Consider the following 11598-nt stretch of genomic DNA (forward strand, 5'->3'; position numbering starts at 1 on the left):
TCCTAGCCGCGCCCGACGAAGGGCATCTTCGTCGCCATGATGGTGTGGAACAGCACGTTGGCTTCGAGCGGCAGGTTCGCCATGTAGAGCACCGACTGGCCGACGATATTGACGTCGATCAGCGGCTCGATCGCCATCTCGCCGTTGGCCTGCGGCACGCCCTTGGCCATGCGCGAGGCCAGGTCGGTCATGGCGTTGCCCACGTCGACCTGGCCGACCGCGATGTCGTACTTGCGGCCGTCGAGCGAGGCGGTCTTGGTCAGGCCCTGCACCGCATGCTTGGTCGCGGTGTAGGCGATCGAGTTGGGCCGCGGCGCGGTGGCCGAGATCGAGCCGTTGTTGATGATCCGGCCGCCGCGCGGCGACTGGTTCTTCATCACGCGGAAGGCCTGCTGGATGCAGAAGAACATGCCGGTGAGATTGATGTCGACCACGCCCTGCCATTGCTCCGGCGTCCAGTCCTCGAAGGGACCGGGCGGATTGCCCACGCCGGCGTTGTTGAACAGCAGGTCGACGCGGCCGAAGCGCTCGACCGTGGCGGCGAACAGCGAGGCGACCGATTCGGCCTTGGCCACGTCGGTCGGCACGGCGAAGGCACGCGCGGCGGCGCCCGACTCCTCGGCCACCTGCTCGAGCGGCTCGAGCCGGCGGCCCGCGAGCGTCACGTTCCATCCGTCGGCCAGCAGGGCCAGCGCGGCGGCGCGGCCGATGCCGCTGCCGGCACCGGTCACGATGGCGGTGCGGGGTGTTGCTTGGGTTTGCGTCATGTCATGTCTCCTTGTTCATCGGCGCGGCTTGCGCCCCTTCATCTTGTTGGCGGCCTTCTTCACGGCCGACTTGAAAGCCTGCATGGCCGACTGCGGCCCGGCTTCGACGCGCTCGGGCACGTCGGGCGCCACCGCCTCGGCGGCCTTGCCGCGCGCACCCCGCTTGGCCGAGGCCTTGGCCGGCGCGCCACCGGACGACGGCGCACCCTTGTCCTTGGCGTTGCGGGCGGGCAGTTCCTCGCCCTCGCGCACCAGGCGGAAATCGATCTTGCGGCCGTCGAGGTCGACCCGGCTCACCTGCACCCGCACGCGCGTGCCGATGGCATAGCGGATGCCGGTGCGCTCGCCGCGCAGTTCCTGGCGCATCTCGTCGAACTTGAAGTACTCGCCACCGAGTTCGGTGATGTGCACCAGGCCCTCGACGTACATCGCGTCGAGCGTGACGAAGATGCCGAAGGAGGTGGCCGAGCTGACCACGCCGCCGTACTCCTCGCCCAGGTGCTCGCGCATGTACTTGCACTTGAGCCAGGCCTCGACGTCGCGGCTGGCCTCGTCGGCGCGGCGCTCGTTGGCGCTGCAATGCAGCCCCGCGGCCTGCCAGGCCTGCACTTCCTTGGTGGGCGCAACCGTCGCCTTCTGCGGCTTCTCGGTCGGCGCCTTGACGCGCGAGGCGAGCCGCTTGGCCAGCTTGGCATGCGCCTCGCCCGGCGTCGGCAGCATCGGCAGCGTGTACTTCTGCCGGTTGAGGATCGCCTTGATCACGCGGTGCACCAGCAGGTCCGGATAGCGCCGGATCGGGCTGGTGAAGTGCGTATAGGCCTCGTAGGCCAGGCCGAAGTGGCCGCTGTTGATCGGCGTGTAGATCGCCTGCTGCATCGAGCGCAGCAGCATGGTGTGGATCTGCTGCGCGTCGGGCCGCTCCTTGGTGGCCTCGGCGATGGCCTGAAACTCGCCCGGCTTGGGATCGTCGGTGATGCTCAGGCCCACGCCCATGGCCTTGAGGTAGCCACGCAGGATCTCCTTCTTCTCCGGCGTCGGGCCCTCGTGCACGCGGTACAGGCCCGGGTGCTTGCTCTCGTTGATGAAGTCGGCGCTGCAGACGTTGGCCGCGAGCATCGCTTCTTCGATCAGGCGGTGCGCCTCGTTGCGGGTGCGCGGCACGATCTTCTCGATGCGGCCGGCATCGTCGCAGACGATCTGCGTCTCGGTGGTCTCGAAGTCCACCGCGCCGCGGCGGCTACGCTGCTTGAGCAGCGCCTTGTAGACGTCGGCCAGGTTCAACAGGTCCTTCACGCGGTCCTTGCGCTTGGCCGCTTCCGGGCCGCGCGTGTTGCCGAGGATGGCCGCCACTTCGGTGTACGTGAAGCGCGCGTGGCTGTACATCACGGCCGGGTAGAACTGGTAGGCGTACATCTCGCCATCGGCCGCCACGAGCATGTCGCAGACCATGCACAGCCGCTCGACCTCGGGGTTGAGCGAGCACAGGCCGTTGCTGAGCTTCTCCGGCAGCATCGGGATCACCCGGCGCGGGAAGTAGACGCTGGTCGCGCGGTCGTAGGCGTCGATGTCGATCGGCGAACCGGTGTGCACATAGGCGCTCACGTCGGCGATCGCCACCAGCAGCCGCCAGCCCTTGCCGCGGCCGACCTTGGCCGGCTCGCAGTACACCGCGTCGTCGAAGTCGCGCGCGTCCTCGCCGTCGATGGTCACGAGCGGCACGTCGGTCAGGTCGACGCGGCCCTTCTTGTCGGCCGGACGCACCTTGTCGGGAATGGCTTTCGCCTCGGCCAGGCCGGCCTCCGAGAACTCGTGCGGCACGCCGTACTTGCGCACCGCGATCTCGATCTCCATGCCGGGGTCGTCGATCTCGCCCAGCACTTCCTTGACCCGGCCCACGGGCTGGCCGAACAGCGCGGGCGGCTCGGTGAGCTGCACCACCACCACCTGCCCCACCTTGGCGGGACCGGTCGCGCCCTTGGGGATCAGGACGTCCTGACCGTAGCGCTTGTCTTCGGGTGCGACGAGCCAGATGCCGCCTTCGTGCAGCAGGCGGCCGATGATCGGCTGCTCGGGACGCTCGACGATCTCGACCACGCGCCCCTCGGGGCGACCGCGCCGGTCCTGGCGCACGATGCGCGCCTTGACGCGGTCCTTGTGCAGCACCGCGCGCATCTCGTTGGGCGGCAGATAGATGTCGGCTTCGCCGTCGTCGCGTTGCACGAAACCGTGCCCGTCGCGATGACCTTGCACGGAACCCTCGAATTCATCCAGCAAGCCGCTGGGATGGCCATTATTTTTGATATGATCTCCTTCTTTCCTGAAATTCAAAACATCGCTGCTTCGGCAGTCATGTGGGCCCAGATGGCGGAATTGGTAGACGCACTAGTTTCAGGTACTAGCGAGTAACATCGTGGAGGTTCGAGTCCTCTTCTGGGCACCAAGTTTAAACAGACCTTTACCAGGTCATCCGATTGAAGCCACCGGTCTCCGGTGGCTTTTTTCATGGCCGCTCGAAACGCGATCGAGCGTGCCGCGTGCGCAAGCTGAGCCTGCACATCTGAAATACGCACAAAAATTTTCGCGTCGAAGCCCAACTTGGCGAAAAGTGCCTCGTTTTTTGAGTATGATCGCAGTCTTCGCTGAGAAGCGATGCATAGAAGCTTCGGCAGATATGACGCCCAGATGGCGGAATTGGTAGACGCACTAGTTTCAGGTACTAGCGAGTAACATCGTGGAGGTTCGAGTCCTCTTCTGGGCACCAAATTCACACTGACCCCCGCCAGGTCATTCAAGAAAAGCCACCGGTCTCCGGTGGCTTTTTTCTTGCCTGCTTGAATCAGCGACAAGGCCATCAGACCGGCAGCGCGATCAGGTCATGGCCCTCGACGCCCACGATGCGTGCGCGCGTGAACTCGCCGACCTTCAGCGTCTTGCTGATCTTCTCGGGCGGCAGCAGCCGCACGGTGCCGTCGATCTCGGGCGCGTCGGCGTAGGTACGGCCCACACCACCCTTGCGGCCCAGGCCCGGCGCGGAATCGACCAGCACCTGCATGGTCGCGCCGATGCGCCGACGCAGCTTGGCGGTCGACACGGCCTCGGCCACCTCCATGAAGCGGGCGCGGCGCGCCTCGCGTTCGGCCTCGGGCAGCATGCCCGGGATGTCGTTGGCGGTCGCACCCTCGACCGGGCTGTAGGCGAAGCAACCCGCGCGGTCGATCTCGGCCTCGCGGATGAAGTCCAGCAGGTGCTCGAACTCCTCTTCCGTCTCGCCGGGGAAGCCGGCGATGAAGGTGCTGCGGATCACGAGCTCGGGACACACCTCGCGCCAGCGCGCGATGCGCTCGAGGTTGCGTTCGCCGCTGGCCGGCCGCTTCATGCGGCGCAGCACGTCGGGGTGGCTGTGCTGCAGCGGCACGTCGAGGTAGGGCAGCACCTGGCCGCTCGCCATCAACGGGATCACTTCGTCGACGCTCGGGTACGGGTAGACGTAGTGCAGGCGGACCCAGGCGCCGTAGGGCTCGGCGATCTCGCCCAGCGTGCGCACCAGTTCCAGCATGCGCGTCTTCACGGGCTTGCCGTCCCAGAAGCCGGTGCGGTACTTCACATCCACGCCGTAGGCCGAGGTGTCCTGGCTGATCACCAGCAGTTCCTTCACGCCGCCTTCGAACAGGGCCTTGGCCTCGCTCAGCACGTCGCCCACCGGCCGCGACACCAGGTCGCCGCGCATCGACGGGATGATGCAGAAGGTGCAGCGGTGGTTGCAGCCTTCGCTGATCTTCAGGTACGCGTAATGCCGCGGCGTGAGCTTCAGGCCGGCCACGCCGAAGGCGTTGGGCACCAGGTCGATGAAGGGGTCGTGCGGCTTGGGCAGGTTGGCGTGGACCGCGTCCATGACCTCCTGCGTCGCATGGGGGCCGGTGACGGCCAGCACGCTGGGATGCATCTGGCGCACCAGGTTGCCGCCCTCCTCGCCCGCCTTGGCGCCGAGGCAGCCGGTCACGATCACGCGGCCATTGGTGGCCAGGGCTTCGCCGATGGTGTCCAGGCTTTCCTTGACGGCATCGTCGATGAAGCCGCAGGTGTTGACGATCACCAGGTCGGCGCCCTCGAAGGTCTTCGAGGTCTGGTAGCCCTCGGCGCTGAGCCGGGTCAGGATCAATTCGGAGTCCGTCAATGCCTTGGGGCAGCCAAGGCTCACAAAGCCGACCTTGGGGGCGGCTTGCGGGACGGTTCGTTCGGGGGAGACAACTTCACTCATGGGCCTATTGTCCCAGTTAAACCAGGATCCCACCGACGTGAAGCGCAGGCAAGGTGTCGATGAGGTCGATTCAGGGCCGCTTGATGCCGAAGGCGCCCAGCACCTGCTCGGTGTTCTTCTGCATCTGGTCCTGCATCTGGTCGAAGATGCTCTTGGACTGCTCGACGTAGTTGCCCATCAGGCCCTGCAGCATCGGCGACTGGATGGTCATGAAGCGGGCCCACATCTCGGGCGTCAGCTCCTCGGCCTTCTCGGTCAGCTGGGCCTGCATGTCGGTCAGCGCCTGGATGTTCTTCTCGAGATAGGGACCCATGTAGCCCTGCATGGCCTGGCCGTAGAAACGGATGATGCTGGCCAGCACCGGCTCGGTGAACATCGGCGCCCCGCCCGCCTCGGCCTCGAGGATGATCTGCAGCAGGATGCTGCGCGTCAGGTCTTCGCCGGTCTTGGCATCGCGCACCACGAAGGAAGCGCTCTGCATCACCAGCTGCTTGACCTCGGCCAGCGTGATGTAGGTGGAGGTGTTGGTGTCGTAGAGCCTTCGGTTCGGGTACTTCTTGATCACTCGCTGGACCGGTTTGTCGCCGGACTTCTTGCTCTGCACTGAGGACTCCTTCAGGTGTTCACGCCGGAGGCGCGCAAACGATTCTAGGGAGCGGTTTTGCTGCACCGCGCCAAGGTTTACCCTGACCGAGCGGACAGATCTCAAAGCTCGGTCGCGTACTCGGCCCCGCACACCCTGCACAGCGCGGAATCGGGCCGCTCGTCGCTGGGTTGCCGGTAGTGCAAGGGGCTCTTGATGGCCGTGAAGACCCAGCACCGCGGGCAGTGCGGCTGGTCGGCCGCCGGCAGGTAGGCCCGGGCTCGCTGTTCGGCGCGCTCGCGGGTCACGGGCGCGCCCTGGCGCAGCGCGCGCGCGACGTCGGCCGCGGCCATGGTGTCCGTCCGGCCGCTGGCCTGGTCGCTGAGGCCGTAGACCACGCGCGCGAACTCCAGCGGCGCATGACGCAACAGCGCCGCGACACGCGAGGCGTCGCTCGACGGATCCGCCACCAGCGCGGGCAAGTTGGTCACGACCAGAACCTCAAAGAATGTGAATCAAGGTACCACAGACTGCGGCGGGCGGGCCATCCAACCAAAGCGGGAGGCCGCGCCTGAAGAACAGCCGAGCGGCCATCCTCGCCATTGCCGAATCCAAGGAATGAATTGACGCCAATGCGTTCGGCAATAAAAAAAGCCTTCCAAATCTATTGATTTGGAAGGCTCTCTACCAATGGTTAATTGGTAGGCGCGATTGGATTCGAACCAACGACCCCCACCATGTCAAGGTGGTGCTCTAACCAACTGAGCTACGCGCCTAGATGTCGTTTTCGAGAAGCATCTATTGTAGCATCCAAAATGAGCGTTTTCAGCGGCGACGTGAAGATCTCACGCCATTCACTGAAGAAACCACCTTGAGCACCTGCGTCAGGCGCGCGGCGTCCGAGATCTCGACGGTGAAGGTCATCCATGCCGTGCCCTTGATCGACTGGGTCTGCACCCCGATCACGTTCATCTTCTCGCGCGCGAACACATCGGAGATGTCGCGCAGCAGGCCCTGGCGGTCGGCCGCCTCGACCGCGACGTCGACCGCATAGAGCGCGGCCTCCTCCGCCTTCGGACGCCCCCACTCGACCTCGATCACGCGCTCGGGGTTGTGGCCCGCCATCGTGCGGAAGTTGCTGCAGTCGCGGCGGTGCACGCTGACGCCGTGGCCGCGCGTCACGAAGCCGCCGATCGCATCGGGCGGCACCGGCCGGCAGCACTTGGCCAGCTGCGTCATCAGCGAAGACACGCCCACCACCAGCACGCCGCCCTTGGAGGCCTTGTCGCTGGCGCGGGACTTCTTGAGCTGCACGCCGTCGTCCGCGCCCGGTGCGGGCTCGGGCGGGCGCAGCAGCATCTCGATGTTGCGCAGCGAGAACTCGTCCTTGCCCACCACCTCGAACAGGTGGTCGGCCGACTTGAAGCCCAGCTGCGAGGCCAGGTCCTCCAGCCGCGTGGAGGTCTTGCCCTCGCGCTGCAGCAGTTTCTCGACCGCCTCTCGGCCCTTGGCGATGGTCTCGTGCGTGACCTGCGCATTGAACCAGGCGCGCACCTTGGCGCGCGCGCGGTGGCTGGCCAGGTAGCCCAGTTCGGCGTTGAGCCAGTCGCGCGAGGGGCCGCCCTCCTTGGCCGCGATGATCTCCACCGTCTGGCCGTTCTGCAGCGGCGTGTTGAGCTGCACCATCACGCCGTCGATGCGCGCGCCGCGGCAGCGATGGCCCAGGCTGGTGTGCACCGTGTAGGCGAAGTCGACCGCGGTCGCGCCCTGCGGCAGCTCGACGATCGCCGCATCGGGCGTCAGCACATAGATGCGGTCTTCGAACAGGCCCTGGCCCTGCTGGCCGCCCGACAGGTCGCGCTCCCAGGCCAGCAGCTGGCGCAGCACCGCGATCTTGGCGTCGTACTCGCCGCTGGCCCAGACACCCGCGTAGCCCTTGTGGCCCGCTTCCTTGTAGGCCCAGTGCGCCGCCACGCCGTGCTCGGCATGGTCGTGCATCTCCTCGGTGCGGATCTGGATCTCGATCGGCTTGCCGGGCTTGCCGTCGGCCGGCTTGCGCACCACGGTGTGCAGTGACTGGTAGCCGTTGGGCTTGGGCCGGGCGATGTAGTCGTCGAACTCCTCGTCGAGCGGCTGGAAATGCGAGTGCACCCAGGCCAGCGCGGCGTAGCAATCCTTGACGTCCGACACCACCACGCGCAGCGCGAGGATGTCGAAGACCTGCGCGAAGTCCAGCGACTTGCCGCGCATCTTCTTCACGATGCTGTAGATGTTCTTGGGCCGGCCCTGCACCTTGGCCTGGATGCCCTCGCCCTTGAGCTCCTGCTCGAGCTGCAGCCGCAGCTGTTCGACATAGCCTTCGCGCTCGACCCGCTTCTCGTCGAGCAGCCGGGCAATCAGCTTGTAGGTCTCGGGTTCGAGAAAGCGGAAGGACAGGTCCTCGATCTCCCACTTGACCTGCCAGATGCCCAGCCGATTGGCCAGCGGCGCGAAGACCTGCAGCGACTCGCGCGCCACGTTCTCGGCCACCGGCTCCTTGGTCGCCGCGGCATAGCGCAGCGTCTGCAGCCGCGAGGCCAGCCGCAGCATCACCACGCGCAGGTCGCGCGAGAACGCCAGCAGCATCTTGCGCACGTTCTCGGTCTGGGCGCCGTTGCCGTCGGCCGCATGCGCGCCGGCCGTGGCCGAGCGCGCCTGCTTCTGCACATGGACCAGCTTGGTGGTCTCGACCGCCAGCGCCGCGAAGTTGTCGCCGAAGACCTTGGCGATGACTTCCTGCGGGCGGTTCAGGTGCTGGCAGGAATAGACCAGGTAGCTGGCCGCCTGCATGGCCTCGGAGCCGCCCATGGCGGCCACGATCTTGGCCACCGCATCGGCATGCGCGAGCGTGTTCTCGCCGGTGTCGAGGGTCTCGTCGGCGATCAGCGGCTCGGCGAAGGCGCGCGCGCGCCCCAGCATGTTCTCCATGACCGGCGTGCGCTCGGCCGTCGCCGCCGACAGGGGGTAGTCGACCACGGTGGCTTCGCCGCCGGCCCGGGCCGGCACGGGGGAGGAATCGCGCTTCACGTATCGAACAGGAAAGAAGTGACGGCCGCGCTCTGCGCCGGCGCCACGAAGGTGGGTGCGTGGCCCACGCCCTCGAATTCCACGAGCCGGGCACGTGGCCCGCGTTGCGTCATGGCGAGCGCGGTCGGGGGCGACAGCAGATCGGATTGGGCGCCGCGCGTGAGCAGCGTCGGCGCGGTGATGGCGTCGTAGAGCGCCCACATCACGGCTTCGCCCTGCGCCGCGGCCTCGGGCGTGATGGCGCGGAAAGGCACGGCGATGGCCGGGTCGTAGTGCAGCACCAGCGGGCCGTCGGCCGGTGCATCCACCGACGACAGCTTGGCCGAAGCGTCGGCCGTGCGCTGCGCCGCGGGCGCGACCATGTGCTGCGACAAGGCCAGCCATTGCGCGGGCGTGTGCGGACCGAAGCTCTGCGAGATCGCCCACATCGCGTCGGCGGCTTCCTGCAGCGACGCGAAGCGTCCCGTCTTGCCCAGGTAGAGGCCGATGCTCTGCAGCGCCCCGGCATCGATCGTCGGGCCGACGTCGTTCAGCACCAGCCGGTGCACCGGCGCGGGCAGCGGCAATTCGCGGTGGCCGGCCAGGATCAGGCCGATCAGGCCGCCCATGCTGGTGCCCACATGGTCGAAGCGTTCGATCGGCGCCTGGCCGTGCAGCTGCATCAGCAGCGCGACCATGTCCGCCGCATAGAGCGGCAGCTGGTAGCCGTCGGGGTCGCGCAGCCAGTCGCTCCGGCCGCGCCCGACCACGTCGGGGCAGACCACGCGCACCCGGCCATCGGCGCGCGCGAGGATCGCCTGCGCGAGCAGGTCGAAGTCGCGGCCCTGGCGCGACAGGCCATGCACGCACAGCACCACATGCGGGCTGCGGTCGTCGCCCCACTGCCAGTACGCCATGCGGTGACCGCCTTGCGCATCGGCGCACGGCACAAAGGACAAGGTCGGTTCAGTCATGAGCGGGGGGCGAATTCGGGGTCGGATAATCGGCTCGTTGCATCCTAATTCATCCGGAGATTGATCATCATGCTCAAAGGCAAGACCGCCCTTGTGACGGGGTCCACCAGTGGCATCGGGCTGGCCATCGCCAAGGCGCTGGCGCAGCAAGGCGCGAACATCGTGCTGAACGGTTTCGGCGACGCCGAAGCCCCGCAGCAGCAGATCGCCGCGCTCGGCGTGGAAGTGGCTTATCACGACGCCGACATGAGCCAGCCGGCGCAGATCGAAGCCATGATGGCCTTCGCCGCCCAGCGCTTCGGCCGCGTCGACATCCTGGTCAACAACGCCGGCATCCAGCATGTGGCCAAGGTCGAGGACTTCCCGGTCGAGCGCTGGGACGCGATCCTGGCCATCAACCTGAGCAGCGCCTTCCACACCACGCGGCTGGCGATCCCGGCGATGCGCGAGGCCAACTGGGGCCGCATCCTCAACATCGCCTCGGCGCACGGCCTGGTGGCCTCGGCCCAGAAGTCGGCCTATGTGGCCGCCAAGCACGGCATCGTGGGCTTCACCAAGGCCGCGGCCCTCGAGCTCGCGACCACCGGCGTCACCAGCAATGCCATCTGCCCGGGTTGGGTGCTGACGCCGCTGGTGCAGAAGCAGATCGACGACCGCGCCGCGCGCGAAGGCATTTCGCTGTCGCAGGCGCAGAACGAACTGCTGGGCGAAAAGCAGCCCTCGCTGCAGTTCACCACGGTGGAACAGCTGGGCGGCCTGGCGGTGTTCCTGTGCTCGCCGGCGGCCGACCAGGTGCGCGGCGTGGCCTGGCAGATGGACGGCGGCTGGACGGCGCAGTAACCCGCGCTTCGATCGACTACTTGAGCTGCACCGCGCCCGAGACGCTCACCACGACCGAAGTCTTGCCGGCCTCGATCGGCACCGGCGCGTCGGCCGACATGGCCTTGGCCTGCATGGCCATCATGCGCGGACGGATCGGGCCGCCCTCGTTGGCGTTGACCGAGACCTCGCGCAGCGTGTAGCCCGAGAAGCCGAAGCCCTGGGCCAGCTCGGTGGCCTTCTGCTTGAAGGCCTCGATGGCGATGGACTGGGCCTCGGTCTCGACCTTGGCGCGCTGCTCGCGGCTCAGGCCGAAGCCGACGTTGCCCACGGTCAGCGTGCTGATCCGGCCGGCGGTCTGCGTGATGCGCGGGAAGTCGCGGCCTTCGAGCACCAGCTCGGTCGAGCCCTGCCAGCCGTTGATCTTGCCTTCGCGGGTGTAGCGCGGCGACAGGCTGAAATTGCCGGTGCGCACGTCGAGCTGGCCGGGCTGCGCGTTCTTGCGGGCTTCGGTCAGGGCGGCGTCGAGCGCGGCCTTGAGCTGGTTCTGCACCGTGGCGGCATCGGCTGCGTCACGCGAGGTGCTCAGGGTCATGCTCAGCAGGTCCTGCTGCACCTCCACGGTGCCGCTGGCGGACAGCTGCAGCACGTTCTGGGGCGGCGGGGTGTCGGCCATGGCGGCCACGGCGGCACAACCCAGTACGGCCAGCGCCGCGATCGATTTCATTGCGTTCAAGAGTTCCCCTTGGTTTTTGGAAGGACAAGGACGGCCCCGGGCACCGGGGCGTCGGGGCATCGGCTCAGGGCCGCTGACTGCGCGGCAGCGTGAGCTGGCGTGAATTCCCCAGTGGCACGGACGGATCCGAGACCACGGGCTCCACGGCCCTGGGTGCATCGTAGCGCGGCGCCCATTGCTGCCGGACCTGGCTGCGCAGTTCGGCGAGCTCGGAGGGCGTGAGCCGGCGGCCGGCGGCGGCCTCTTCCCGCTGCATTTCCTCGCGCTGCGAGGCCCGGTGGCTCTCGACCGCCCGGCGCATCTCGGAGCGCGTGGCGCCGCCGGCCTGGAGGATGCCGTTGGGCGCCGCCCACGACGCGAAAGAGGTCGAGGCGATCAGCAGAACCGGCAGCAGTTGGACGATGGATCTCATGGGT

The 11598-nt window shown here is 67.3% G+C and carries 10 protein-coding genes and 3 tRNA genes; 3 read left to right on the forward strand and 10 right to left on the reverse strand.

The window, feature by feature from the left end; genetic code table 11:
- Positions 1 to 2: 2 nt before the first annotated feature.
- Both QTI20_RS08845 and rnr read right to left on the reverse strand, forming a co-directional pair.
- Positions 3 to 767 carry an SDR family oxidoreductase gene (locus tag QTI20_RS08845; protein ID WP_286548397.1) on the reverse strand — a complete coding sequence of 255 codons (765 nt, stop codon included), beginning with the start codon at positions 765 to 767 and terminating at the stop codon, positions 3 to 5.
- Between the two features lie 15 nt (positions 768 to 782).
- Positions 783 to 3041, reverse strand: coding sequence for a ribonuclease R (gene rnr / locus QTI20_RS08850; protein ID WP_286548396.1), 2259 nt, complete (start codon positions 3039 to 3041; stop codon positions 783 to 785).
- An 81-nt stretch (positions 3042 to 3122) separates the two neighbouring features.
- Between rnr and QTI20_RS08855 the strand changes: the two genes are divergently transcribed.
- Positions 3123 to 3207, forward strand: a tRNA-Leu gene (locus QTI20_RS08855).
- Positions 3208 to 3443: 236 nt separating this feature from the next.
- Positions 3444 to 3528 (forward strand) — tRNA-Leu (locus tag QTI20_RS08860).
- Between the two features lie 90 nt (positions 3529 to 3618).
- On the opposite strand, the gene rimO is transcribed toward QTI20_RS08860, so the two are convergent.
- The 6 genes from rimO to QTI20_RS08890 form a co-directional block, all read right to left on the reverse strand.
- Positions 3619 to 5025, reverse strand: a complete 1407-nt coding sequence (gene rimO / locus QTI20_RS08865; RefSeq protein WP_183023593.1) for a 30S ribosomal protein S12 methylthiotransferase RimO — start codon at positions 5023 to 5025, stop codon at positions 3619 to 3621.
- 70 nt (positions 5026 to 5095) lie between these two features.
- A complete protein-coding gene (gene phaR / locus QTI20_RS08870; RefSeq protein WP_286548395.1) occupies positions 5096 to 5629 on the reverse strand; it encodes a polyhydroxyalkanoate synthesis repressor PhaR in 534 nt (177 codons plus the stop codon).
- Between the two features lie 101 nt (positions 5630 to 5730).
- Positions 5731 to 6099, reverse strand: a complete 369-nt coding sequence (locus QTI20_RS08875) for a hypothetical protein (RefSeq protein WP_286548394.1) — start codon at positions 6097 to 6099, stop codon at positions 5731 to 5733.
- Positions 6100 to 6307: 208 nt separating this feature from the next.
- A tRNA-Val gene (locus tag QTI20_RS08880) sits at positions 6308 to 6384 on the reverse strand.
- A gap of 49 nt (positions 6385 to 6433) precedes the next feature.
- On the reverse strand, positions 6434 to 8575 hold the full coding sequence (locus QTI20_RS08885; protein ID WP_286550959.1) for a RelA/SpoT family protein: 2142 nt from the start codon (positions 8573 to 8575) through the stop codon (positions 6434 to 6436).
- Positions 8576 to 8670: 95 nt separating this feature from the next.
- Complete coding sequence (locus QTI20_RS08890) at positions 8671 to 9627, reverse strand: alpha/beta fold hydrolase (protein ID WP_286548393.1); 957 nt, start codon at positions 9625 to 9627, stop codon at positions 8671 to 8673.
- Between the two features lie 69 nt (positions 9628 to 9696).
- Here QTI20_RS08890 and QTI20_RS08895 point away from each other — a divergent pair, with 69 nt between their 5' ends.
- Complete coding sequence (locus tag QTI20_RS08895; RefSeq protein ID WP_286548392.1) at positions 9697 to 10467, forward strand: 3-hydroxybutyrate dehydrogenase; 771 nt, start codon at positions 9697 to 9699, stop codon at positions 10465 to 10467.
- Between the two features lie 16 nt (positions 10468 to 10483).
- On the opposite strand, the gene QTI20_RS08900 is transcribed toward QTI20_RS08895, so the two are convergent.
- Together QTI20_RS08900 and QTI20_RS08905 are read right to left on the reverse strand one after the other, a co-directional pair.
- A complete protein-coding gene (locus QTI20_RS08900) occupies positions 10484 to 11173 on the reverse strand; it encodes an SIMPL domain-containing protein (protein ID WP_286550957.1) in 690 nt (229 codons plus the stop codon).
- A 73-nt stretch (positions 11174 to 11246) separates the two neighbouring features.
- Positions 11247 to 11594 (reverse strand): hypothetical protein, encoded by a 348-nt coding sequence (locus QTI20_RS08905; RefSeq protein WP_286548390.1) that lies wholly within the window; start codon positions 11592 to 11594, stop codon positions 11247 to 11249.
- Positions 11595 to 11598 lie beyond the last annotated feature (4 nt).

It is taken from the genome of Variovorax sp. J2P1-31, assembly GCF_030317215.1.
Lineage (GTDB): Bacteria > Pseudomonadota > Gammaproteobacteria > Burkholderiales > Burkholderiaceae_C > Variovorax.

What these genes read in the sequence shown, in the direction of transcription:
- QTI20_RS08845 (WP_286548397.1), bottom strand. Translation starts at nt 767, where the DNA reads ATGACGCAAACCCAAGCAACACCCCGCACCGCCATCGTGACCGGTGCC.
- rimO (WP_183023593.1), bottom strand. Translation starts at nt 5,025, where the DNA reads ATGAGTGAAGTTGTCTCCCCCGAACGAACCGTCCCGCAAGCCGCCCCC.
- QTI20_RS08885 (WP_286550959.1), bottom strand. Translation starts at nt 8,575, where the DNA reads ATGGAGAACATGCTGGGGCGCGCGCGCGCCTTCGCCGAGCCGCTGATC.
- QTI20_RS08890 (WP_286548393.1), bottom strand. Translation starts at nt 9,627, where the DNA reads ATGACTGAACCGACCTTGTCCTTTGTGCCGTGCGCCGATGCGCAAGGC.
- QTI20_RS08895 (WP_286548392.1), top strand. Translation starts at nt 9,697, where the DNA reads ATGCTCAAAGGCAAGACCGCCCTTGTGACGGGGTCCACCAGTGGCATC.
- QTI20_RS08900 (WP_286550957.1), bottom strand. Translation starts at nt 11,173, where the DNA reads ATGAAATCGATCGCGGCGCTGGCCGTACTGGGTTGTGCCGCCGTGGCC.
- QTI20_RS08905 (WP_286548390.1), bottom strand. Translation starts at nt 11,594, where the DNA reads ATGAGATCCATCGTCCAACTGCTGCCGGTTCTGCTGATCGCCTCGACC.